This is a genomic window from Kosmotoga pacifica (genome assembly GCF_001027025.1).
GTDB lineage: Bacteria > Thermotogota > Thermotogae > Petrotogales > Kosmotogaceae > Kosmotoga_B > Kosmotoga_B pacifica.
Window position 1 is genome coordinate 1,970,507 of the sequence record NZ_CP011232.1, and the last position, 25,355, is coordinate 1,995,861.

21 protein-coding genes and 3 pseudogenes are annotated in these 25,355 nt (G+C 39.5%); 8 read left to right on the top strand and 16 right to left on the bottom strand.

The features are described 5' to 3' along the window. Positions 1 to 321 precede the first annotated feature (321 nt). The 4 genes from IX53_RS09305 to IX53_RS09325 form a co-directional block, all read right to left on the bottom strand. Positions 322 to 801, bottom strand: a complete 480-nt coding sequence (locus tag IX53_RS09305; protein ID WP_047755123.1) for a DUF2321 domain-containing protein — start codon at positions 799 to 801, stop codon at positions 322 to 324. 127 nt (positions 802 to 928) lie between these two features. Next, positions 929 to 1,249, bottom strand: coding sequence for a hypothetical protein (locus IX53_RS09310; protein WP_047755124.1), 321 nt, complete (start codon positions 1,247 to 1,249; stop codon positions 929 to 931). A gap of 626 nt (positions 1,250 to 1,875) precedes the next feature. Further along, the gene (locus IX53_RS09320; protein ID WP_047755126.1) at positions 1,876 to 2,619 is read right to left on the bottom strand and encodes a hypothetical protein; all 744 of its coding nucleotides are present in this window, start codon (positions 2,617 to 2,619) and stop codon (positions 1,876 to 1,878) included. Beyond that, the gene (locus IX53_RS09325) at positions 2,609 to 2,902 is read right to left on the bottom strand and encodes a helix-turn-helix domain-containing protein (RefSeq protein WP_047755127.1); all 294 of its coding nucleotides are present in this window, start codon (positions 2,900 to 2,902) and stop codon (positions 2,609 to 2,611) included. The genes IX53_RS09320 and IX53_RS09325 overlap by 11 nt, the downstream gene beginning before the upstream one ends. 163 nt (positions 2,903 to 3,065) lie before the next feature. On the opposite strand from IX53_RS09325, the gene IX53_RS09330 reads away from it, so the two are divergent. The 6 genes from IX53_RS09330 to IX53_RS10685 all read left to right on the top strand — a co-directional run bounded on the left by IX53_RS09330 (position 3,066) and on the right by IX53_RS10685 (position 13,571). Beyond that, on the top strand, positions 3,066 to 4,931 hold the full coding sequence (locus IX53_RS09330; RefSeq protein WP_047755128.1) for an HsdM family class I SAM-dependent methyltransferase: 1,866 nt from the start codon (positions 3,066 to 3,068) through the stop codon (positions 4,929 to 4,931). A 531-nt stretch (positions 4,932 to 5,462) separates the two neighbouring features. Then, the gene (locus tag IX53_RS09335) at positions 5,463 to 5,786 is read left to right on the top strand and encodes a helix-turn-helix domain-containing protein (RefSeq protein WP_047755129.1); all 324 of its coding nucleotides are present in this window, start codon (positions 5,463 to 5,465) and stop codon (positions 5,784 to 5,786) included. Between the two features lie 121 nt (positions 5,787 to 5,907). After that, positions 5,908 to 6,699 (top strand): patatin-like phospholipase family protein, encoded by a 792-nt coding sequence (locus tag IX53_RS09340; protein ID WP_047755130.1) that lies wholly within the window; start codon positions 5,908 to 5,910, stop codon positions 6,697 to 6,699. Next, the gene (locus IX53_RS09345; protein ID WP_047755131.1) at positions 6,677 to 7,414 is read left to right on the top strand and encodes a hypothetical protein; all 738 of its coding nucleotides are present in this window, start codon (positions 6,677 to 6,679) and stop codon (positions 7,412 to 7,414) included. Before IX53_RS09340 ends, IX53_RS09345 begins: the two co-directional genes overlap by 23 nt. A 632-nt stretch (positions 7,415 to 8,046) precedes the next feature. Beyond that, positions 8,047 to 10,380: a 6-bladed beta-propeller gene (locus tag IX53_RS10680; RefSeq protein ID WP_053001286.1), complete on the top strand. Its 2,334-nt coding sequence runs from the start codon at positions 8,047 to 8,049 to the stop codon at positions 10,378 to 10,380. Positions 10,381 to 11,009: 629 nt separating this feature from the next. After that, entirely contained in the window at positions 11,010 to 13,571 is a 2,562-nt protein-coding gene (locus IX53_RS10685) for a 6-bladed beta-propeller (protein WP_053001287.1), read from the top strand. 543 nt (positions 13,572 to 14,114) lie between these two features. On the opposite strand, the gene IX53_RS11235 is transcribed toward IX53_RS10685, so the two are convergent. Both IX53_RS11235 and IX53_RS11240 read right to left on the bottom strand, forming a co-directional pair. After that, on the bottom strand, positions 14,115 to 14,246 hold the full coding sequence (locus IX53_RS11235; RefSeq protein WP_350494755.1) for a hypothetical protein: 132 nt from the start codon (positions 14,244 to 14,246) through the stop codon (positions 14,115 to 14,117). Between the two features lie 27 nt (positions 14,247 to 14,273). Beyond that, positions 14,274 to 14,528 (bottom strand): annotated as a pseudogene (locus IX53_RS11240) (PKD domain-containing protein); the annotation flags it as partial. A gap of 535 nt (positions 14,529 to 15,063) precedes the next feature. Here IX53_RS11240 and IX53_RS09365 point away from each other — a divergent pair. Next, on the top strand, positions 15,064 to 16,428 hold the full coding sequence (locus IX53_RS09365; protein WP_047755133.1) for an MATE family efflux transporter: 1,365 nt from the start codon (positions 15,064 to 15,066) through the stop codon (positions 16,426 to 16,428). Positions 16,429 to 16,658: 230 nt separating this feature from the next. Next, entirely contained in the window at positions 16,659 to 17,822 is a 1,164-nt protein-coding gene (locus IX53_RS09370; protein ID WP_047755134.1) for an ATP-binding protein, read from the top strand. Positions 17,823 to 18,007: 185 nt separating this feature from the next. On the opposite strand, the gene IX53_RS10950 is transcribed toward IX53_RS09370, so the two are convergent. From IX53_RS10950 to IX53_RS09415, 10 genes and pseudogenes are all read right to left on the bottom strand, one after another. Further along, positions 18,008 to 18,148 (bottom strand): hypothetical protein, encoded by a 141-nt coding sequence (locus IX53_RS10950; protein WP_156173153.1) that lies wholly within the window; start codon positions 18,146 to 18,148, stop codon positions 18,008 to 18,010. After that, entirely contained in the window at positions 18,129 to 18,530 is a 402-nt protein-coding gene (locus IX53_RS09375; RefSeq protein WP_047755135.1) for an LVIVD repeat-containing protein, read from the bottom strand. Before IX53_RS09375 ends, IX53_RS10950 begins: the two co-directional genes overlap by 20 nt. A gap of 76 nt (positions 18,531 to 18,606) precedes the next feature. Further along, a pseudogene (locus tag IX53_RS10820) lies at positions 18,607 to 19,048 on the bottom strand (transposase); the annotation flags it as partial. A gap of 190 nt (positions 19,049 to 19,238) precedes the next feature. Next, positions 19,239 to 20,501 carry an L-lactate MFS transporter gene (locus IX53_RS09385; RefSeq protein WP_047755136.1) on the bottom strand — a complete coding sequence of 421 codons (1,263 nt, stop codon included), beginning with the start codon at positions 20,499 to 20,501 and terminating at the stop codon, positions 19,239 to 19,241. Between the two features lie 245 nt (positions 20,502 to 20,746). Beyond that, positions 20,747 to 21,445 carry a nucleotidyltransferase domain-containing protein gene (locus IX53_RS09390; RefSeq protein ID WP_047755137.1) on the bottom strand — a complete coding sequence of 233 codons (699 nt, stop codon included), beginning with the start codon at positions 21,443 to 21,445 and terminating at the stop codon, positions 20,747 to 20,749. A 251-nt stretch (positions 21,446 to 21,696) separates the two neighbouring features. Then, positions 21,697 to 21,933, bottom strand: a pseudogene (locus IX53_RS09395) (dienelactone hydrolase family protein); the annotation flags it as partial. A gap of 94 nt (positions 21,934 to 22,027) precedes the next feature. Further along, positions 22,028 to 22,465 (bottom strand): TPR end-of-group domain-containing protein, encoded by a 438-nt coding sequence (locus IX53_RS09400; protein ID WP_047755139.1) that lies wholly within the window; start codon positions 22,463 to 22,465, stop codon positions 22,028 to 22,030. Between the two features lie 48 nt (positions 22,466 to 22,513). Further along, positions 22,514 to 22,879 (bottom strand): hypothetical protein, encoded by a 366-nt coding sequence (locus tag IX53_RS10690; protein WP_053001288.1) that lies wholly within the window; start codon positions 22,877 to 22,879, stop codon positions 22,514 to 22,516. A gap of 367 nt (positions 22,880 to 23,246) precedes the next feature. Beyond that, positions 23,247 to 24,164, bottom strand: a complete 918-nt coding sequence (xerA, locus tag IX53_RS09410) for a site-specific tyrosine recombinase/integron integrase (protein WP_047755140.1) — start codon at positions 24,162 to 24,164, stop codon at positions 23,247 to 23,249. A 255-nt stretch (positions 24,165 to 24,419) separates the two neighbouring features. Next, positions 24,420 to 25,328, bottom strand: a complete 909-nt coding sequence (locus IX53_RS09415) for a hypothetical protein (protein ID WP_047755141.1) — start codon at positions 25,326 to 25,328, stop codon at positions 24,420 to 24,422. Positions 25,329 to 25,355: the final 27 nt, after the last annotated feature.

Below are 25,355 nucleotides of genomic sequence, written 5' to 3' on the forward strand. Positions count from 1 at the left end.
GATAAATAAGCTATTGACTTTATACAAGAGTCTGTCCCTATTTCTATAAATCAGTTAATAATCATTGATTATGTTTGGAAAAGAACTGAAAGTGCTAAGATTAAAATTAAGAAATAATACGAACAAATTTTTAACCCCCAAGGTTAAAGATCCTATGAGTAAGTATGCTGGCACATGGACGAACCAAGCTGCATCAGGGATAGAATGCTTCGAGGGTCCATTTTTACTTTAGCGTTTACAAAAGCTATTTCTTATGGTTTTTGTGTGTCACAATGCTACTGATTTATACGTAGTTTGTTTGTCTATCTATACTTCGCTTTTTTATGCACCCCAAATCATTTTTCTAACTCCCTCCGAAACAACACCAACTAGTATATCTTTTAAAAGTTTTCCAATCTCGGGACTAGCTTTAGCCAACATTTTCTTAATTCGTACAATCGCAACCTTTGTTTCAGGATCATCACTAATTAAGTCCTCAACAGTTTTGTTCAAAAAATCCTCTCCATAGCCACTATCTAATTCCATTAACAATTCCTTAGCCGCTTCAATCGACTTTTCTGTCCAAGGATAGGGTTTACCACAGTTATGACAATACTTAGGAAGTTCCGGAGGAAAACCAATAGTAACGAATCCCGGAATCTCGTAATCACCTCGAATAAAAGCACCGCAATGTTCACACTTTTTAATAGTTTCTGCCCCACATTTTGAACAATACTTTTCATACTTTTCTGGCTGAGTATCAATAGTGTCAGTAATAATATGACCGTTCTTACAGATAAGGGCCTTATGATATGTACCCACAGGAATCACCCTCCTATAAAAATATTTAGTCCCACCATACCTTGATATACTTGATGATGTTTATGTTCGAATCTAAATGAAGACGAATATTATAATATTATAATAAGAAATAATAAGAACAAATATCTCAACTTATACACTTTGAATTAACAAAGAACTCCAAAGGATGAGGCCGCACGAGATAACCAACGTCAAACATTCTCATAGCGATCCAAAAGAAATAGTTGAATCTGAGGAAATCTCTTAGTACAATACGGTCTTTGACAGAGCGATAGAATCTCGCTAACATTAATACAGTGAAGGCAAGCTGTACTAATTCGACATGTCTATTAATACTCCTCGTCGAAAAGACCTGTGCTTTCAACCCAAAGTTCTGTTTGACTTCTTTGAAATAGGTCTCGATGTAGTTTCTTCTCGAATAATGCTCGAATATTTTCTGCTCAGCCATGGATGTATCACTACAAAGGATCACTCTGTTCTCCTGTGGTGTGTTGTGAAAGACAAGCTTGACTTTCGTATTGTTGTATCTTTGTCAGGTTCTTTTCCGTTCTTAAAGAAAAGAACAGAGAGAAATTTTGATTACCGTCTCATCAAAGATGATGTATTTGGGATTCAAGGCATTTCTTGCTAAGAAATCCGAAACAAATCTGACTCTTGAGTAAGACAATGTTCTGGTGGAAATGGAATCGGTATTGAGAAATCTCGAGACAGAAGACTGGGAACAATTACACAGCTTAGCCAACCTCTTTGTGTTCTTAATGGTTAGGGCAAGAAGAAAAGCAGAGGGATAGCTGAGAACGAATCTCTCCTGTTCTTTACGAGCAAAGTGAAGATGCTTAATGACATCTGGGAGAATCTGTGAGCTATTCGTAGTGGGCATGGAACCATCCTTTCGTATGTTTTTGTCAACTTCGAATATACGATGGTTCCATGCCTTTTTCAATAATCTTGTTTTCTTTTCTTCATTCTGTTAACTCGAAGTGCATAAGTTGAGTTAGCATACAAAAAGCGCTTCTTTTTATTTTGAATACTTAGTTCAAGTTGCTTGTTGCTTCTACGCATATCGTTAGATTTTTATTCTAAAATATTTCTAAGCCCCTTTCTATGATCATATTCTTTAATTAAGCGTTCCATAAATAGCAATGGACTTAACTCATTAAAGCGTACCCTGAATTCATCAGCAAACTTTTTACTTATTCTTTTGATGGCAACTAAATAATCCAAATCTGTAACTAACTTAAAATTACCATTACTATCTAAATCTATAAGTATTAATCCAAAAGCTTCATACTTATATATAGCATCTTCTTTAGAATGTCTGCCAGAGATTATTAAGAAAGATTCAATATATTGTTCGAGATTGTATTGTTCCCTCGGGTTAATTATTCCCTTGGACAAATCTTTTGAATCTAGTCCTATCGTTGGTAGCAAGTAAAGATATCCACAAACAAGGTTGGGATATTCTTCATGTAGATTTACTGCTTCTGCAATCAACCTCTCGTATAGAGTATCGTAATTCTTTTGTATTGAACTCATCTGAGATCTAACATTAATAGATAGTTCTGGTTCAAAACAAATTTTTGATTGGGATTTTGTTACGAGTATATCTTGTTTCTTCGTTTTGAAGTATCCCTTGCACTTCTTTTCTGGTGTTATGTATTCCTCTCTTACTTTTTTGTATTTCAAGTAATCAATGACATAGTTGTGGATATTGTTAATAATTTTGCCTGAACGAATAGCGTTAATAGAATTCTTCTCGGCACCACTGAGGTATGCGTTAACAAATCGCCTTAAATAATCGTTTATATCAATTATCATCACTAAACACCTCCTGGTAAAAGTCCAATATTTTATAAAGTAAATCAATATGTCTTCCGCAAAGCATTTCTTCTCTTCCTTGATTTTTTGCCTCTCCCTCGAGTCCATTGCAGATTTTTAAAATTGTTTTCAACTTAGGAATTCTCCCTCCTTCAATTCGAATCCATGTTGCTGGTGCGATTTCAGAAAGCTCTGCCGCTTTCTCTTGAGTTAACCCGAGATAAAGACGCAAGCCTTTGATGTACTGCCCAATACGTTCAGCAAGCATCTCATCTTTCTTCACAATCATCCCTCCTTTTAGGCTTCCTAAGAAATTAAATGTTATTAAATAGTTCATAATGCTTATATATAAAGCTTTATAATTAGTTATAGCAAACATATAGTCCTATGAACATGTCTTATACGTCATGTGGGTTAAATGGTATAATATTTATGAGGTGGCCAAAATGAATGAGAGTATTGTAGATAAGAATCAACTATGTTCACTAGGCACAAGAATCCTAGAGTTTTTAGAGCATAATGCCATCGATTATGAACATTTTAAGGATGCTTGCAAGCATCCGTTACTAGTAAGTTTTTTATCGAATACAGTTAAAACCAAACCTGTTGATAGAAAAATCAATAGTAACTTTTTTGAGTTTTTTGATTCATTTTGGTTGCAAAAGAAGAAAAGAGATAAAAAGTCATTAGGTATAGAATTCACCCCAAAGAAATTAGCAGACTATATAGTTTCTTTAACGATTGGGAATAACTTCAATTATGAAAAGATTCTTGATCCGGCTACTGGTACTGGAATTTTCTTACGTAGCACTTTGGAATATTTAGTTCGCAAATACAATATTCCAGCTAAAGAAGTGATAGAAAAATATTTAATAGGTCTAGATATTGTTGAAGAGTTTGTCACTGCAACTCAACTATCTTTGCTGTTAAAGGCATACCAGCTCGGTAGCAAAATTTCTTATATTAATGTTGATTCAGTTTTTGCTGGCGACATCCTAAATGCAGATATAAATAATTTTTTCTACGTTGTAGGTAATCCCCCATATATAAAATGGCATAATTTAAGTTCTGAACAGAGAGATTTAGTGTTTAAGAAATCAAGTTATGTTTCAGGTACTTATAACATGTATCTAGTTATCATGGAATATCTTTTGAAGAAACTTAAAAATGAAGGAAAATTGGGATTTGTAATTCCAAATACAATATTTACTTCTTCCAGTGCAAGAAATTTCAGAAAATGGCTTAAACAAAACTTTGAAATACAATGGATTATTGATTTCGAGGATTTGAAATTGTTTAATGCAGATTCGTATGCTTGTATTGTTGTAATTCGCAAAAGTTCTCCCAGCGATTATTTCAATTTTATTAGAGCTAATAATCTTGATGAACTTACAAAAATTGAATCTAAAGTTGTTAGAGGAGTTATTAAAGACGATCATGGTAAGATGTGGCACATTCTCACTCAAAGAGAGAAGCGAAATATTGAAAAAATAGAAAATGCTGGTCCTTCATTAAGTGATATTTGTAGAATTAGCACTGGCATAGCAACTCTTAAAGATAATGTATATATTTTGGACATGAAACACACTTATGGTGATTATTACTATGTTAAAACTCATGCTGGGTGTATCTATTACATTGAAAAAGGGATTGTAAGACCAGTAAAGAAGATAAGTGATAAGAGAGAATCGCTTGGAATAATATTTCCATATATTTTTAATGGTAAAAGGTACGAAGTAATTGACGAGGAAAAAATGAAGGAGTTTTTTCCGAGAACTTTAGAATACTTCTATGCAATAAAGGACATTTTGGCGGAAAGAGATAAAGGAAAACGCAATTACGAGATTTGGTATGCATATGGTAGACGCCAAAATATAGGAGTTAGAGGTGTAAAAATACTTACTCCAACTTTTAGTAAGAAACCTTCATTTTTTATCGACTGGAATGAAGATCGCCTTTTTTTAAATGGCTATGGTTTAATTTTTAACTTAAATTCCAAAACAACAAAAAAGAATACAAATCTGATGTTGTTTGGTACTAAAGAAAAGGATATATCCTTTATAAGAGAAAAAAAGGATATTGAAATATTGAATCGAATCCTTAACTCTAAAGTTATGGACTACTATATAACTTTAACTAGTGAACATCTTGCTGGTGGGTTCAAATGTTATCAAAAAAAATACATTTCAAAATTCTCAATTCCACGATTCAATCTTGACCGTGAACTGTTGCAAATTCCATCGACAGAATTTGAAAAATGGCTTTGGAATCTTTATGGCTTGCCGGAAAATGAGCTTGAACAAAATACATAATAAAGACAAACACATGTGTCTAGAAAAGGTGTTTATTTTTATCCGCAAAAAAAGTAGAATCAAGAGAGGGCACCTTTAAATTATGTAATAATCATCATTTTTCATGCTTCCTTTTCACGGGCCCCTACCATATTTTTTGTAATAAATCAAGTATTCAGGTAACAGTCGGATTGTTTGTTCTGACATCGGTGACAGAGGATGAAGAATCAACAATCCGGGAGACTCCAAATATTTGGTGTGAATCCTCTCTGGTTCTGGTTGTATAATTAATCAAAATGATAAGGCTTAATTCCCTTGGCAGAAAGGAAGCGATTTTCATCGTAAGTAGTATGATTCTTCAATGAAAAATGGGGACAGACACTATTTTTTTCATTAATAATTAATTCTTTAGTTTATTATGAACCAAAGGATCTATATAACAAATATATTCACGTTTCGTTCTTCAAACAAGCGTACTTTGACACAAACGCTGAAAGTTCATTAAAGGTAATCAGTAAATTGCTTCTCTATCACAAAGCTTGTTGTCGTGCAATGGGATACGTAGATCTGAGATGGGATAAGGAAAAAAGTCAGATCTATGCGGTTTCATGCCCTTCCGCAAGAACCTCCGAACGGGTTGATAATGTTCAATTTAAACCGAATCTGGGTTACTATGAGCTTATTCTGCAAATTGACAACCATCTGGAAAGGTTATTGCCAGAAGAAAAGGAAGCAGTTTTCTATGCTTATATTTGCAAGTTCATGAACAAAGCCGGACATATTGAGTACACACGTATTGCAAGGAAAATGAATACAGATGCGAAAACAGTTCGCAAGCTTATAAAATCAGCAGTTAAAAAGATGACAAGAGAGTGATAATATATGCTCAAACAAAATCGCTCCATCAGAGCCATAGAAAAATGTCCCACTTCTGCTGTTATCAAATGATTTAGGACAAAAAAGCTTAAAAATGGTAAAGTTGTCAAGAGGTGATTGGATGAATGGTTTGGCTTTAGCTGCTGGAGGGGTAAAGGGGTTTGCACACGTAGCTTTATTGAGGTTGCTCCAGGAGAACAATTTCAAAATCGATGTTGTCACTGGGTCATCCGCAGGGGCTATTGTCGCAGCATTATACGCGCTCTATGAGGATTGGGAAAAGGTGCTAAAGGAATTTTCCGGTGCGGTGGAAGAGCAACTGCCCGCGATGAAGAAATACCTGAAGAAGGTAGAAGGCCCAAACATCTGGAGCATAATACAAAGATCCCTTGTTACCATCGAAGATTACTACCCCTTCTTCAGAGCTTTATTCGGTAAGAAGACTTTTTCAGACTGCAAAATCCCGCTCGGTGTGGTGATTTTTGATGCTGTATCCCTCGAATCTATGTTGGTAACAGAGGGATATCTTGTTGAAGCGGTTATGGCGAGTTCTTCCGTTCCGGGTGTTTTTTCTCCGGTGTGGTTGGGAGGAACCCAGACCGTTGATGGCGGCGTATTGAGGCCGGTGCCGGTAGATGAAGCCCGTTTGCTTGGTGCAGATTATGTTGTAGCGAGTAACTTCGAGAAAGAGCAACCAAAGAAACCTCAGGATCAAATGGAACTGCTGCTGTTTCTGGATAGCTGGAAGGAGAAATATATAAAATCTATGGAGATCGAAAATGCCGATCTTGTATTCAATCACAAGGTGAATTACCCATGGTATGCCTTTGAAAAATACAACGAGATCTATGAAGAAGCGTGGCAGGCACTTTGCAAAAGGAGGAAAGTAAATGAAGTTAGCTTTCGGCGGTGATTCGATTCTTTATCTTTCCTTACCCGGAGTGGCAAAAGCGCTGAATGAAAGCACGATTGATATAGATGAAATTCACTGCGTAGGATTTTCTTGCATACCTTTGTTTTTTTCGGAATATTATAAATCAGCGGACAGGGCGTTCAGTGTCATGAGACATATCTGGAGAGATGTTGATAAAATATTCCAACACCCGGATGGAAACAAGCTTATCAGGACGGTTGAACTTGTGAAAACGCTTTATCGGCTCGGTAAACCGATGCAAGGTGTAACGCCCATAAAAGCTCTGGAAGATTTTGTCGATAAATACTTTCCTGACATAACCATAGACAAGGTTCCTCGGCTCAAGATCCACGCTTTTAATCTGAAGACCTATGACGATGAAATAGTCAGCGGCAGTTTGAGAGAAGCGATGAAAATGACGCTTGCTTTCCCGATTCAGTTTGGAGCTTACAAAGACCATGTTTCCGGGGCGAATGTCTATGGAATTCCTGAAGGAGATATGCTCTTTTTGCTTAATATGCCCCAGAACGCTGTTCCAAGGAACGCCCTCGATTATATGATGCTTTCAACGATTGCAAGAACAAGCGAAATTATCCGCTACCGCAAGGAAAAAGCCAGATACGTTATTGAATTCAGCTCAACGAATCCCGATCCAGACCACCTGGTACCACAACTTTACAAAAATACGAGGAAAAAGCTCAAAGCGCTCAATTAATGTTGTGGGTGGTAGGTTGTGGGTTGTAGGTGACAACGGGAATCGAGAATCGGTGACCGAGATTCGAGAAATCCGAGAGAATGAGAACCGTTTACCGTCGTTCGTTTTCCGTTATCCGATAAAAACCATCTTGGGAAGAGCGGGTTTGGGGTCTGGTTAGGGTCCAGGGTTTAGGGTCTGGGGTATAGAAAAAACCGAGAGGGTGAGAGAACGCAAAGGGCACGTAATATGCTGACTTTGTGAAGAACCATTTGCCGTTGGACGTTGACCGATAAACACAGAAGAATGAGGTTTGATGTTGGAGACTGGAGCATAGAATCGAGAACCGGTGGAGAGATTTAATATTTACTAATAAAAAGTGTTTCAGATTTCTTTTTAAAATTCTTGGTTGTATGTACTGTATTGTGTTTCATTAAGCGATATACTCTTTGTGAAGGTTGTGAAATCTACTTACGGCTATCTCGAAAATGTGTTTTCGAAATCTTCCACCTGTCACCAATGCAGTAATACTATCTTTTCCACGAAATTGAAACCACAAAGTATGTGGTGACCCTTCTACGTTACTTCTCGTGTTTTGAAGACTTCTACCACTATCATAGCTAGCCTTCCAGATGACTTTAGGAGGCGAGAAGATGAAGTCAGTTGTTATTTCTATTATCGTATGCCTGGCTTTTTTAGCCGGGTGTAACGTGTTGGAGAATCCAGGCACCGGAGAATTTGAACTGTTCAACGAAGAGCCGGAAGGTATTGTCATTGAAGTTCTAATAGTGGAAGCAACACTAGTTGAAAACGGGAAAGAGGTGATCGTTGCCACTTCCTGGGGAGATGTGGATATTCTACGAGATGCTGATATAAATGAGGTGGTTCATTATGTGGCAATGAATATAGAGGCGACACTGACGAACATATTCTTCCACACTGGTGAAATTACACTCACAGCGATTGAATTTCCGTACACTTGCAAAATCCCTTCCGGGAAACTCCATATCAATCTTCCAATTATGCCCATTGAAACGCTCCGGCAGGTGAGATTTACCTATGATGTGGGCTATCGCCACCCAACCGATGAAAAATACATTGTCGAACCCGTGATAAAAATCATTGAGGTCATTCCAAATACCCCTCCTCTCGCTCCCTCTGAACCTTCGCCACCAGATGGAGCAGTAGATGTCTTGTGCGAGAGTATCATGTCCTGGGAATGCAGTGACCCGGATGGCGATCCTCTGCTCTACGATGTGTACTTTGGTGAAAGCAATCCTCCACCACTGATTTTTAGTGGTATTTCTGAGAATTCTTTTGGTTACGACTTATCTCCAGGGCTAACCTATTACTGGAAAATCGTGGCTAAGGACAACTACGGCGGTATTACCGAAGGGCCTCTGTGGACATTCAAAACAGAGCTTCCAAACCGTCCACCAGAAATCCCGCTCTTGATTCTTCCAAAGAACGAAAGCACTGTAAGTGGACCGGAGGTGGAATTTCTCTGGGAGTGTATCGACCCGGACGGTGATCTGTTGCTGTACGATTTCTATTTAGCACCGGAACTTAAGCCCTTTGGTTTGCCGGATTTAGAGGGTTATCCAGAAGACAATCTGTCCATACCGCTCGAAGAACTCTCACCAGAATTTGGATTCTGGCGCTGGAAGGTAGTTGCCAAGGATGGAAAGGGTGGTGTGAGTGAGAGTGAGGTCCAGATGTTTTACAGGAACCGTCCACCCGAAATCCCGCTTTTGATTCTTCCAGAGAACGAAAGTGCAGTAAGTGGACCGGATATAGAGTTCCTCTGGGAATGTATCGATCTAGACGGTGACTCATTGTTGTATGATTTCTACCTCGCGCCAGAGGCTGAACCCTTTGGGTTACCATATTTGGTGGATTATCCAGAAAATTTTCTCCTCATTCCAATTGAAGAACTCCCACCAGAATTTGAATTCTGGCGCTGGAAGGTAGTTGCCAAAGATGGAAAGGGTGGTGTGAGTGAAAGTGAGGTCTGTGTGTTTACAGTTTTCCATGAAGTTTCTCCGATAGGTATCTGGGGAGAGTATGGTTCTGAACCCGGGCAGTTTCACGATCCAATTGGAATATGTATTGATACCGAAGGTTATTTCTATGTAGCAGATGCCTGGTTTGATCTGGATTATGGCAACCACCGTGTGCAGAAGTTCTTTCTTGATGGCACATTCTTCACCATGTGGGGAGAAGGCTGGGGTGATTACGTACTAAAAGCTGTTTGCGATATCGAAGTGGATTCATCTGATAGTGCTTACGTTATCGATGCGATAGAGTGTATGGTTAAAGTATTCAAAGCTCCTCCAGGTCAGACTGAAGTATTGTTTGTCCAGGAATGGGGTCAACCAGGTGAAGGATTGGGTGAATTCAATATGCCTATGGGTATTGGCCATGGAGGTGAACCAGAAAATCTAAGGACTATTTATGTCGCTGATACGGGAAACCATCGCATTCAGAAATTTACATTAAAATGGTTGTACGAACCTCCAATTTTTGAGATTGTTTCAGTTATTGAATGGGGAGGTTTTGGTTCCGGCCCCGGACAGTTCAATAGTCCAATTGGTGTAGCGGTTCTGGAGAGATCAGGATATGAAGAGGATCTTGTCTATGTGACAGATGAAGGGAACAAGCGAATACAGGTTTTCAACAATTATGGTGAATACCTTTTTGAATGGGGAGAACTAGGTGAAGGTCCTGGACAATTTATGTCTGTATGGGGAATTGCAGTAACTCCTAATTATGGTATTTTGGATCCTCTAGTATATGTAACCGATCCTATACTGGGTAGAGTTCAAATATTTAACATGTGGGGTGAATACATCACGCAAATCGGTAGATGGGGTACCGCTCCAGGCGAGTTTAGAGAACCCTATGGAGTGGCAGTTGATTACGAGGGTTTTATTTATGTCGCTGATACTGGAAATCAAAGAATTCAGAAATTCGCACCTATTTGGTGATACATATGCCCAGAAGCTTATAGTAAACGTTGTTCAAGCTGATAGTGCTCAAATAATAAAGTTCCTGGTGATGCATGACGTGATTATTTCAGGTAAAAATTCAAGTTGTCTGAAAATAATTACGTCATGTCATATATTTTACGTACTCAATTTTGCTCTAAAATGACGGTTGCTTGGTTCAAAATTCGGCACACTTTATTGGATATTCTTTTGAAGCAACCGCTATTCATTTAGTTTCTGATAATTTCCATTTATGTATAACTCCACTTTCTTTCGCAGATATAGGAGAACATTATATTCCTACTAAGCTTGTAAAGAAATCCGTGTAGATTCCTCGCAATGATTGAAAACAGAACCTTTTCATAATCCTTTTAATGATTCTTAGTTCTACTAATCGCTCCGGTTACTCAAAAGCGGTATACTTTTTGTGAAGGTTGTGAAATCTACTTATAGCTATCTCGAAAATGTGTTTTCGAAATCTTCCACCTGTCACCAATGCAGTAATACTATCTTTTCCACGAAATTGAAACCACAAAGTATGTGGTGACCCTTCTACGTTACTTCTCGTGTTTTGAAGACTTCTACCACTATCATAGCTAGCCTTCCAGATGACTTTAGGAGGCGAGAAGATGAAGTCAGTTGTTATTTCTATTATCGTATGCCTGGCTTTTTTAGCCGGGTGTAACGTGTTGGAGAATCCAGGCACCGGAGAATTTGAACTGTTCAACGAAGAGCCGGAAGGTATTGTCATTGAAGTTCTAATGGTGGAAGCAACACTAGTTGAAAGCGGAAAAGAGGTGATCGTTGCCACTTCCTGGGGAGATGTGGATATTCTACGAGATGCTGATATAAATGAGGTGGTTCATTATGTGGCAATGAATATAGAGGCGACACTGACGAACATATTCTTCCACACTGGTGAAATTACACTCACAGCGATTGAATTTCCGTACACCTGCAAAATCCCTTCCGGGAAACTCCATATCAATCTTCCAATTATGCCCATTGAAACGCTCCGGCAGGTGAGATTTACCTATGATGTGGGCTATCGCCACCCAACCGATGAAAAATACATTGTCGAACCCGTGATAAAAATCATTGAGGTCATTCCAAACAGTCCTCCTTATATTTGCGATCGTTCTCCATTGGATGGGGCTGTAGATGTCCTGTGTGAAGATAACATGTCCTGGGCATTCAGCGATCCTGATGGAGATATCTTGATATATGATGTGTATTTCGGCACAAGCCCAACTCCAACGCTTTCAGCATCAGAAATTGTTGATACGTATTATGCTCCAAGCGAGATAAATGGCCACACAACGTACTACTGGAAAGTAGTTGCCAGAGATGGCTGGGGAGGAGAGACTGAAGAACCTGTCTGGAGTTTTACAACCGCTAGCAGACCTCCCGAGATTTCTATACCTGATCAATGTATATACGAAAATGAGACCCTTACTCTTAACCTGCTTGATTACGCCTCCGACCAAGATGATGACCCATTGAGTTTCATCTTACTGAGTGGAGTTGGAAATATGACAGATGCAACATACACCTACAGCCCCGATTATGATGCATCTGGAACACATGAAGTTGAAATTGAAGTAAGCGATGGATGGGGTGGAAATGCAACAAACACATTTATAATAACGGTTATAAACGTCAATAGAGCACCTTTAATCCCATCATATCCTTCACCAGAAAATGGAGAAGTTGACGTCTCTCTCGATATCACCCTTTCATGGAAATGTGGTGACCCCGATGGAGATTCCTTGACGTATGATGTGTATTTTGGCTCTAGTTCAACTCCAGCACTTGTAGCGTCTGATATCGTATCACCAGAATACAATCCAGGTATTTTAGATGCCAATACAACTCACTACTGGAAAATAGTTGCTAAGGACGGGAAAGAAGAAACTGAAGGACCTATCTGGAGTTTCAAGACAATACTTCCTAACCGCCCACCTGAAAACCCCCTTCTAATAATACCAGAGAACGAAAGTACAGTAAGTGGACCGGATATAGAGTTCCTCTGGGAATGTATCGATCTAGACGGTGACTCATTGTTGTATGATTTCTACCTCGCGCCAGAGGCTGAACCCTTTGGGTTACCATATTTGGTGGATTATCCAGAAAATTTTCTCCTCATTCCAATTGAAGAACTCCCACCAGAATTTGAATTCTGGCGCTGGAAGGTAGTTGCCAAAGATGGAAAGGGTGGTGTGAGTGAAAGTGAGGTCTGTGTGTTTACAGTTTTCCATGAAGTTTCTCCGATAGGTATCTGGGGAGAGTATGGTTTTGAACCCGGGCAGTTCATTAAGCCAGTCGGAATCTGTGTGGACTCCGAAGGATATGTATATGTTGTGGATCATGCGGACCACAAGGTACAGAAGTTCCTGTCCGACGGAACTTTCGTGACAATGTGGGGTAGTAAGTTTGGTAATGAAGGCTGGGGAGAATATGAGTTCTATAATCCAATAGATATTGAAGTTGATACATTCGATTTTGCATTTGTGCTTGATACTGGCAACAATAGAGTAATGGTTTACTCACAACAAATGCCTGTTGAAATTTTATATGTTCAGCAATGGGGCGGAATGGGCGATGGACTTGGTGAATTCAATATGCCTATGGGTATTGGTCAAGGCTTTGAACCCGGGAATTTGTGGATTATCTATGTTGCAGATACAGGTAATAATCGCATCCAGAAATTCACGTTAGCACCAGTATTTGATCCGGAACTTTCACATTTTGAGATAATTTCAATAATTGAATGGGGAGGTACCGGTTCTGGTCCCGGGCAGTTTAGCTTCCCAACCGACATCGCAGTTTTCGAAGATCTTGTGTACGTCGCGGACGGGGCAAACTGCCGAATACAGGTTTTTAATAACTTCGGTGAATACCTTTTTGAATGGGGAGAGCCAGGCGCAGGACCTGGGCAGTTCATGAACCCTCATGGTATTGACTTGAGTCCTTATGGAGTTCCAGAACCACTGGTATACGTTGCAGATTCTGGAAATAACAGGATACAAATATTTAGTATGGAAGGTGAATTTATTGCAGAAATAGGTAGATGGGGTACCGCTCCAGGCGAGTTTATAGATCCTTATGGGGTTGCTGTCGACTTCGAAGGCAATATATATGTTGCAGATTCTGCAAATCAAAGAATTCAGAAATTCGCACCTATTTGGTGATACATATCAGAAGTTTATAGAAAACGTTGTCCAAGCTGATAATGCTCAAATAATAAAGTTCCTGATGATGCATGACGTGATTATTTTAGGTAAAAATTCAAGTTGTCTGAAAATAATTACGTCATGTCATATATTTTAAGTACTCAATTTTGCTCTAAAATGACGGTTGCTTGGTTCAAAATTCGGCACACTTTATTGGATATTCTTTTGAAGCAACCGCCATTCATTTAGTTTCTGATAATTTCCATTTATGTATAACTCCACTTTCTTTCGCAGATATAGGAGAACATTATATTCCTACTAAGCTTGTAAAGAAATCCGTGTAGATTCCTCGCAGTGATTGAAAACAGAACCTTTTCATAATCCTTTTAATGATTCTTAGTTCTACTAACAAGAATTTTAAAAAGAAATCTGAAACACTTTTTATTAGTAAGTATTAAATCTCTCCACCGGTTCTCGAATCTATGCTCCAGTCTCCAACATCAAACCTCATTCTTCTGTGTTTATCGGTCAACATCCAACAGCAAATGGTTCTTCACAAAGTCAGCATATTACGTGGCCTTTGCGTTCTCTCGCCCTCTCGGTTCTCGGGCTCTCGGTTTTTTCTATTATTATTACAAGGCCGTTGCTTCCATCTACTATGTATTCGTAGTTCCCTGCTATTGCTACTTCCATTGCATCAGCCACGCGACAATTCCCAATTTTCACAGGATTAACCGGGTCTGATACGTCTATTACTACTAAACCGCCCCAATGATCTGCAACATATGCATAGTTTCCTTTCACTGTTACTCCACATGCATATCCATCTGTGTCATAATGCCCAATTTGCTCTGGACTTGACGGACCGGATATATCTATTACCAGCAGACCGTTCTAGCCGTCCGCCACATATGTATAGTTTTCCGCTACGGTTACTTTTCGTGCATTACCTGTCGTGTCGTACCGGCGACTAATAAGGGATTTTCCGGGTCGGTAACGTCAAATATTAGCAGTCCTTCTGGCCCACCGGCTGTGTATAAGTATTGTATTTCTTCTCTCGGTTTACCTTTGTTGGTACCATACGTGAGGCATTTTTGTCAGCTAAACTTCTTCCTTTTCAATTACTGTTCCAGACAATGGTGATTTTTCCATAAGAACCGACGGAAAGCGAATTGTTTTCGAAATAGGCGGTTCTGGAAATACTCTTCGGCAGATTAAGAATGAACAACATGCTTTCGTGTTGAAAGGTTGAAAGATGGTATAGAAAGCGGTTATGCGCAGATAATTCCTTTGTATTTGATTGGGATGATGTATTAGAGAACTGGGCTTCAAGTTTCGATATCGTGAAAGCCACCTATTTAATTTCTTCTGCATTTAAGGAATTTCCAATAAACCTCTCTTTCCATGATAGAATTTTTCTGAATCTTTTTAGCTTCATCCATGCGGGATTATTGAACATTAAGGACTAAATTCATACTGGAAAACCCGGTTAGATAGCAGGTGTAATTATATGGCGAAAGACCTTACAAAGGGAAATCTATTTAAAGGACTTCTTGCTCTTTCCTTGCCTACAATGATAGGCTTTTCCGCGCAAAGCATTTATGATCTTGTTGATATGTTCTGGATAGGAAAGATTTCCGCGGAGGCAATTGCAGGTGTTACTGTTCTATCAACCGTTTTCTGGACGGTTGAGGCTTTAAACGAGATCATAGGGGCAAGTTCAATTTCTCTCATATCCCAGAATTTTGGAAGAAAAGACATTAAGCGTACACATAGAGCTATTGAGCAAACGATCACGTTCAAGGCTTTTGTCGCCATTATCGCTGCTGTTTTTTTAGCTATATTCCTAAAACCTGCGCTTGGCTTGTTTTCAAAAGACAAAGCGGTTCTTGATGCCGCTCTTGATTATGGATATATAAGGATCTTTTTCCTGCCGATTACGTTCTCTTCTTTCTCGGTGAATACAGCCCTCAGATGCACCGGTGATGCCAGGACTCCAATGATTATTATGGTTTTAAGCAGTATCCTTAATATACTTTTAGATCCAATACTAATGTTTGACAAGATCCCTTTTATCAATATTCCTGGCTTTGGTCTTGGTGTATTTGGAGCGGCACTGGCTACTGTAATAACTCAGACGATTGCCTTCCTTGCGGGTTTTTACGTAATATTCAGTGGCAAACACGGAATCAAGCCTTCATTGAAAGGGTTATTAAGGTTGGACAAGGATATCGACAAAAAGCTCATGACAATAGGGCTTCCCAATGGTATCGAAGCCCTTTTGAGAAGCCTGTCTGGGGTAGTTGTGATGGTGTTTGTTTCTATGTTTGGGACAGCAGCCCTCGCAACTGCGGGCATATCTTTTAGGATTTTGAACTTTGCTTTTATACCGCTTATTGGAATAAGCATGGGAGGCTCTACCCTTGTGGGGCAAAATCTTGGGGCTAAATTCAAAACACGGGCAATAAAAGCGACAAAGATAGCAGCAGCTTTTGGGTTTTCACTCATGATAGCTTTTTATATATTCCTCTTGTTCTTTTCGGCTTCGGTTATCAGGGTGTTTACCGCTGATCCGGAAGTCATAGACCTTGGCAGAAAACTTCTAATTATCGGAACTGCCGGGATGCCTCTAATAGGATTGAGTTTTGGACTGAGTAGCGGTTTTTCTGGTGCAGGGTATAATTTCCCGTTTCTCATTGGGAGCATTGTTTCTAACTGGGTCGTTCAGATTCCCTTCCTGTTTTTGGCTATCAATGTTCTGCATCTTGGAATTAACTGGGTCTGGGTTTCCTTCGTGACTGCCCAGGTGTCTCAGGCTCTGGTGATGCTGGTGTTCTATTTGCAAGGAAAATGGGTAAATAGAGAGGTGCGTTAGAAAATTCAATCCCAAACTATGTGCTCAGAAGAAAAAGTGAAAAAGGTCATTAAAAAAGGCATGGGTCTGTTAGAAATTTTGTGTAAACTCCCTCCAACGGGTTGGCGGAGATGGAGGAAGCGATAGGGGCAGTGTATTCCAAGGCACACACCAGTTCAAAGGAGTCGGTTCCATCGTGGTAACAATTTATGTTATAATGGTGTCGCCATGAAACCATAGAGGTGGACACTATGAATAAAAATGAAATAGTTGAACGCCTGGAAAGTTTTCAACAAAGGTTATTACAGCAACTCCCGCAAAAATTCAGACCTATATTTGACTCAATTACCCTCGACGCAAGGGCTTATTTAATGACCGGGCCCAGAGGTGTTGGCAAAACCACGTTCCTGCTATCCAATATAAAAAACGTTCATGGTTTATATTTCTCCGCAGATAATCCTATTACACTTTCAATTCCTCTATTTGATCTTGTCGAGACAATCTTTATGCAAGGATACGAACAGGTATTTATCGATGAAATACACAACGCCAAAGACTGGAGCATACATGTAAAAGCGCTGTATGATTCCTTCCCAAACAAGAAGATTATCATAAGCGATAGTAGCAGTGTATTACTTAGAACAGGATTAGGAGATCTCTCAAGAAGGTTCCTTATAAAACGAATTCCCTTGCTGTCTTTAAGAGAATACATATACCTGAAAACAAATGAGATCTTGCCTTGTTTTGATCCATTCAATTCAACACCCTCAGAAATGCTTGATAGCGTTAAACACATCAACATAATGAAGGCATACCGGGATTACCTGAAAGAAGGTTTTAGACCAATTTTCTTAGAAGGATCTTACCCGGAAAGACTCTGGAATATAATCGAAAAAATCATCTACAAAGATATCCCCTTTTTTGTCCCTCAACTTGCCGAAAACCATCTTCGTTTCATGAACGCGGTCATTGGGCATCTCGCAATATCTAAAATACCGACAGTCAATGTCAACAGCCTGTGCAGCAAATGGGAACTCGGAAAGAGGAAACTATACCAGCTGCTCACTGCTATGGAACATACAGGATTGATAAGGATCATAAGAAAGAAAAATGATACAAAGGTAAATTCAATTGGTGCAAAAATCTTTCTTGAAGAGCCATCGATTTATTACCTTTTCGATAGCGAAATCGGAAACATCCGTGAATGCTACGTAACCACCCTTCTGCAAGAAAGTGGTAAAACTGTATATGCATCAGATAACGAGCAAGATGCTGATTTTATCGTCGATGGAATAAAACTTGAAGTCGGAGGAAGAAACAAAAACACAAAGCAAGCTGGCTTCGTTATAAAAGATGATATCGATGTTCCCTTAAGAAACACCTTACCAATGTGGACCCTTGGTTTCATGTACTAAGAAACAGCTAACGCCGGATTGCCTTCGGCAATGATGGTGTGCCTTTTATTTAACAGTGTAAATCTAACAAAATGTATATTCTTGTATCTACAAAGGGCAGAACATGTTCTGCCCCTACAATAAAAAACAGCAATTTATTACAGCCTTGCAAGTTAAACTCGCCATCCTGAATTTGTTTCAGGATCTCATCCTTGTTTTTTTCCGCCGAAGGCGTATGCCCTTCCGTATGAACACATAGCCTGGGCGAAGCTCAGCATAGCCACTTTCTCGTATTTTCGGTCTCTCGGTTCAAGGCTCTTTATAAAACTAATTACCACATACTTCATAAAAGTACATCCAAATCATATCGCTTACCATTTTTGGATTTTCCGGATCAGAAATGTCTATAATCACCAGACCATTAGATCCATCTGCTACGTACGCGTAGTCTCCTGCTACTGCTACTCCCCATGCCCTGCCAGCCGTGTCATAATGGCCGATTAGTTGAGGATTTACCGGGTCGCTAACGTCAAATATGAACAGTCCTTCTAATCCACCTGCGGCATATATATATTCCCTGTTTCCAGAATCATCTTCTCTGTTTCCAGAATCATCCGGCGGGATAGATGGTGAGATAGAAGGTGGACAGGCTGTCAACAGAAACAGCACCAGGGTAATTGGTATCACCAACAACAAAAATCCAGACTTCCTAGAAACCAAATAGCTCATCGATTCCCCTCTCCTTGCATTTAAGTGTCATTTTATTATAACATAACGGATGTGTTTTACTGATGTTAACAAATAACAACATCGCCCAGATTCGACGATATCCCCAGTAAGGATGCTCTCGTTTGAGCTTTTCTATTTCCTTGAGTATTTCTTCATCATCCGTTCTTCGGTTGTATCCCTTTGGCTTGTAGTAATAAGTGCTCCGGTTGATTTTCAAATACCTCAGCGCTTCTGAAACGCTAAATCCTTTCGATGCTACTAATTCCCGTTGCCTGGATGTACTACTGTTTTTTTAAGGTCTCAATGACGATGGTCTGTTTTCCAATTACCTTCTCAAGTTCTTCAATTTTTTCTTCGAGTTGCTTTGCCCTGGATTTCTTTCCGTTTTCCAAGTCTTCTTTGGCACCTTCGAGAAATCTGTCACGCCATTTGTAATACTGAGCTTGTGAAATTCCATGTTCTCTGCAGATTTGAGAAACGCTCCTTTCTCGACGAAGTTCTTCCAGAATTATTGCCATCTTTTCTTCTGCCTGGGGGTTTCTTCGCCATTAACTGCGCTCTTTGTCTTTATTCTGGCTCTCTACTTTTTACCTGTTCAATTCTTCAGGGGAGCAGTATATTAGATAGAAAAACCCTTTTCAAAAAAAGCAAGAGAAAACGTTCATCGTTGCGGAGCTGTCTCAAATGGGTATGTTGCATTATATTCTTTTACTGTAGCGCATATTTCTTTTTAAGAGTCAAAGTCAGAACCACACCTATTGCCGACATTATGCCCGCAGAAATAAACGCAGGAGTAAAACTCCCTGTGATATCAAATAACCACGAACCGACCACGGGAGCAACAGCACCTATTCCAAAGGCAGTGAATACCAATCCATAGTTGGTGCCTAAGTGTTTTGTTCCAAAGCAGATGGAGGTTAGCGTGGGGAAAAGTGCCAGTGTTGCCGCAAATCCCAATCCTAAAAAAGCAGCAGCAATATACAATGAAAACTGGTCTAATACAAAGGTAGGGAAGAATATAAGGATTATTGCTTGAACAATATAGACGATATTCATAACCCATAAAATCCCAAATTTATCGCCGAGATATCCTGCAACTGGCCTACCAAACCCGTTAAAACCTGCAAAAATAGAAGTCGCTATTGCGGCCTCTAGTGGAATTAAGCCAAGGGTTTTTTGACCATAAGATGTGATGAGTCCAAGAGATATAAATCCCCCAGCAATCACCAGCGCAAAGGTTACCCATATGAACCAAAATACAGGAGTTTTGAGCATTTCTCTCGGTGTATGTTCCCCTTTTACTATCACCTTTCTTTTTGGTATTTTGCTTCCAGTGTTTTTGCTCAAAGGTTTCCATCCATCAGGAGGATTTTTCACTAACCAGGCTCCAACAAGGGAGAAAGCGGAAGTCATAATGGCCAAAATTAGAAAGGTGCCGTTTATTCCAAAAAAAGGTATCAGGTAATCCACTTTAAGGGGGGCAAAAAGCAAAGCGGATAATCCAAAGCCCATCACTGCTAATGAAACAGCGAGTCCAGGTTTATCCGGGAACCATTTTCTTACAGGAGGAGCAACGCTGGCGTAAGTTAATCCACAAGCTATGCCGCCAATTATCCCATAAGTTATAACCAACCACCAAAGGGAAGGAATTCGATCAATTAGAGATGCCAAACCATATGCAAGAAAAAATAGCACGGAACCAAACATAGAAGCTTTTCTGGGCCCCGCCTTATCTTGAAACCTTCCAGCGGGGACCATGACGATCGCAAATACAACCATAAAAACGGTGAATGGCAATGTTGCTTGTGCTTTTGACCAATTATATTTTTCCATCAATGGAATTATAAATACACCCCATGAGTAGGAAACCCCTCCCATTAACGCGAGCAAAAATCCCCCAAAAGGAACTCTCCATCTACTGGTTAAATATTTCTCGTATTGCTTAATATCCAATCCCATCCCTTTGTCCATAGCTTCTCCTCTTGAGTCTCCCCTAATAGCATTAAAAGAGTTTGTTTATAACCGCTATTTGCCATGTTATTGCTCGGAGTTTTCTTTGGTAGTATCTCTTAGATTTTAACATTAATAGGCATAGAAATAGGAGAAGATGCAATTTCAGCCCTATTGTTTGGATTTTCATTTTGTGGATGTAAATATGGTTGTTGCTGAAAAAAGGGGGTCTGTCTTTCCCTATGGGAGGTTAATAATATCGAGACTCAATCTCTGTAATAGCCTTCGAATAATCTGCCGCCAAAAGGAGCTAGAATTCTATCAACGAGTTCTATAACAGCGGAGGCATTATTGTGACAAAAGAAAAGCTCCATTGCGGTTACCAATTCTTTAGCCAGGTCGGGATCGAAAGATTTCAGTGCCCGGTACAGCCACTTACCCTTTCCTACCCATTGGCCGTTGGCCAAAAGGTGTAGCTTCACCGCATTATTTACCAATCTTTCAACTATAAAGATCGATTCTTCCTTCTTTGTTGAACCGGAAAAATCATCAAGAAGATCTGTAATGCTGTATCGATAGTCGTCAATTTCTTTTTTGGAAAGTATGCCAGGACCTTTTGCAAGCAATTCGCAAGCGCGTTCTTTGATTCTTTCACCGAGCCCGTGCGTGTCTCTAATAATTATTCCTTCGGAACACATTTGAGGTAACGACGGTTCTTTTTCAGCAACATCAAATTTGAAGAATTTTTCGATAGACTCTTCGGTGTTGGCGAAGACTTCAATTGGCTGGTTATTGAAGATGAAGGAGCGGCGGTGATGTTTTTCTCCCGGTTTTAAAATGACAACAATGTCGAGGTCCGAAGTAGGGGTTCCTTCACCTCTCACAACGCTTCCTGATAGAAAAGCTACAAGGCAATTGGTGTAGTATTTTTCGATGAATTTTTTAGCAATTTTTATAGCTTCCATCTGTCTCTCCAATGACTGCGTTTTCTAAATTGTATCACTAATATCTGCATGAATAAATAGAGACAGCCACTTTTTTAAGCTCACAATTTGGATTTTCACTAAAAAAGAGGCTGTCTCTATTTTCCTGGTCCTTTTTTCAATGACGTGTTTTCTTTATTCTGTTAACTCAAAATGCATAAGTTGAGAAGAGGTTTAAGCTAATGTTTTAACACATAATGGCTTCCTCTGCTTTATGGAAGTAATGTGCTTTTTTATTCGTTCAATATATCCAACAAGACTTCATCGAAATCGTCCGGGAAAGTATGCCCCATATCAGGGTAGATTTTTATTGCGCAGGGAATATTATTCTCTGCAAGCATTTCCTTTACTGAATTAGCATTTTTAAAGAAGTACCGATCTTTTCCACCGATGATCATGTATATCTTGAAATCACCTTTGCCATTCTCAATCAGTTTTTTGGTGTAATCCATGTCTCCAAATGCGGGTGCAACGAGGACGAGTTTTTCAGGGTTTAGCTTCTCCTCAAAAGCAAGCTAAAATGCCAAACCAGTTCCCTGAGATGCTCCTCCAAGTATAAGCTAGCTAATTAGAGAATTCTTCAGCATTTCCCAATCTCCAGTGAAGGGTGATTATCAGAGGAAGTTTGCTTTGAAGGCTACCGGAAGGAAGGAATTCTAGTTTTGAAGACGCTGAAAGTTTTAGAGCTTTATCCTGTCGCTGTTTGAAAACGCCCAATATTTCAACAAACTCTGGCTCTTCTTTTATGTTTTCAAGATCCCTGTCATGCTCAAGGATTTTGGGAGACAACCAATATCCCATATCTTTTAGTTCTTCGAGAGCCTTTATTGCCAACGCTTTTTCATTCCTAATGGAATGAAGACACGCTTCCCAAAATTTTGTTCTGTATGCCATGTCCGGGCATGCAATTTTGATTTCATCGACCAGGTTTAGAGCTTCGGCTATTTTTCCTGCTAAATACAGGTCGAAAAATTCATTTTGATAAGCGTGAAAAGATTTCATTTTCATTCTTTCCTGGGTTTCGTTGTATTTTACTACTTTACTATTATTCTATTTATTATCGTGACCTATGTGAAAACTGTGAATATGTGTCGAATGGTGTGAATGGCTTTGGGAAGAGAATCTGGCTTCATTGTCTTTTGCTTTCAAGGTCCTGCTGCATTTCTTCGCATCCTTTATACAGGGGATTTTATAATCACTGCGGGGAATGATCCTAGCTTTTAGATCGAATATACTTCTGATTCCTTCAGCAATGCACCAGTTAACACAGATTTCATAGGCTTGAAGATCGAGTTCATCTTCGTCCCAATATACCGGTAGTTCTGTCAGACCATTGAGATATGCCGCCATGGCCCTTGTATGACTGTCGGTATAGGTTATAAGCCCATTCAGCCCTATTTTGAATGTTTTTCTCAAGTTCGCGACCTCCAGGAGGATTGTTTCTTAGATAACATGCGATAGGTATTTATTATGTTTTTGTTGATGTTCAGCAATATGGTTATATTTATTTTCTTCTCATTATTCCAAACAGCGAAATTAACTTCAATAAAAGACTCTTCTGGATAGCATGTTTTCTTGTCTAGATGGAAATGAATTGATTTTGTGAAATTTTTGGCCGATTTCTTAAAATATACTAATTCACAATTACTATAAACTATGAAATACAGCATATAATAAGATACGCCTATTTAATGTATATAAACATGTATAAAATAGTAAATAGTAATATATATTATTATGCAAGTATATAAACTGATAAAATAGCATATGTAATAAGAAGATGTTAATTTTCGTTATTTTCCCCTTTGGAAAGCAGTTTTACCGCTTCGCGCTTTTCTCTGTCGGTGATGTGAAGATAGATACTTGTAGTAGATATGTTGGCGTGGCCAAGAATTTCCTGAACAACCTTTATGCTTGCCCCGCGCTGCAGCAAATGCGTAGCGCAGCTATGACGGAAGATATGCGGGTGGAAGTGTTTGTCCGGGAATATTTTCTTCACGTGGTTCTGGAGCATTTTGTTCACGGACTTTCGCGTGAGAGGCTCACCATGGATCCCCACAAATAGCCTTGTATGTCCATTGGCATCGGGAAACTTTTCTCTATATAATAAGTATTCGTTCAATATGCGTACCGCATCAGGAGTTAGGGGTACAATCCTGTCCTTGTTGCCTTTACCGCTTTTAACGCGGACAAGGGGATCACTTTCAAGCGAGATGTCTCTGATACTGAGGGAGCAGACTTCGCTAACACGCAAACCGCAATAATACATGAGGGCGATGATAGCCCTGTTGCGCCTTCCGAGGTGTGTATTAGGAAAGGCATTAAGTATCCTCTGGACTTCTTCATAGCTTATATATTCAGGTATGCGCCTTCTTGTACGTGGGGCCTTCACTAAATCTGTCGGTATCTTGTTTACCGTACCGCTGACGTAGAGGAACATGTAGAAGGTTTTGAGCGTGGAAAGGTGTCTGGCTACGGAAGAGGGAGAAAGCCTTGAAGACGAATAGCGTCCCTGGGAGAGTTCTTTCATGAATCTTTCTATATCGCGCCTCTTGACCTGCCTGTAATCGAGGGAATATTCTTCGAGATAACGATCATAATGTTTGAGGTCTCTGGTGTAGGAGTCCACTGTGTTTTGCGATAAGTTTCTGACAAATTCCAGATATTCGGTGAACCGTTCGACAGCATCTTCGAAATCCATGCTTACCCTCCCTGATATATATGAGAAAAAATAATCAAAAGTGGAGACGTAATATACATTATGTCTCCACTTTTGATTTTACCACAAACCCAATATTTTAGTCGTGCTCTTAAAGTGACATTTGAACAGGAATACAGAACATTAGGCCGTAGAATCAATTTTGACGCACTTTTTTTCTTTTAATATAGAAAATTACATTAGAATACAAAAAAGCGCCTCTATGGGCAATATAAAAAGAAATATCTGAAAGTCGCATTAATTGCCACTCAGCAACGATGCAAGCAAATCTCTGTACTTTTCATTGATGATGTAGTACTTTCCATTCCTAATAACGAGGGGTTCTTTGAGACCCATATAGTGTTTTGAAAGTGCTCCCATTATTGCTCCTATTGCCATGGGACTTTTCACTTTTTCATGATCAGCCTTTTCGAGCATATAATTCAGCTCTTCAAAAATTTCGTATGCGGTCTTCTTTTCTGCTAAGAGTATCTTTATGAAATACAGTGTCGGGAGCTTAACTTTGTTAAGGAGTTCTGCCAGTTCTGATTTTGACCACTCTGAACTCATGGATACGAAATCAACTTCAGCTTTAAGCTGTTTCTTGAAGGCAAGTACGATGAGTTCCATCACTGGAAGCAATCGGAGGTCATAGTTGTCATCCACTCTCAACACCTGAGCCATAGTAGAAATGGGAAGATTGATATGCGATACAAGATTGAAGAATTCCGAGAGTTTTTCCACGGTTACAAAAGGTCTTCCCAGGTCTATGGCTTCTGGTAATACAAGAAGTGCGCTTCTAGAAATCCATTTCGCTTCTTCGTGATCGGTTGGAATTATCGCAGCGACTTTCAGCTCAAATTTTTCTCCGGCTCTCCAAATACCCGTAATTCTATCTCTATTGTTGTATTTCACATAGTCTACCAGCATTCCAGAAAGCTCTGCTAGTCTGTTTACAAGGTCACCGTATGCTCTGGAGTATATCATTTTTCCTTCCTCCTCGGAATGAGCACGGACGACCTTCACAATATCTGATGTCACGAGCTCGAGCATATCAAGCTTTTTCAGGTAATTGTCAATAAAACGTTTTCGAGAAGAGGTGACTGAACCATCTTCCAATTCTCCGAGCAGGTTCAGTATTTCTATAACACCTATATTTTGACTCATAACGACACCTCCATGAAGTGTATATAC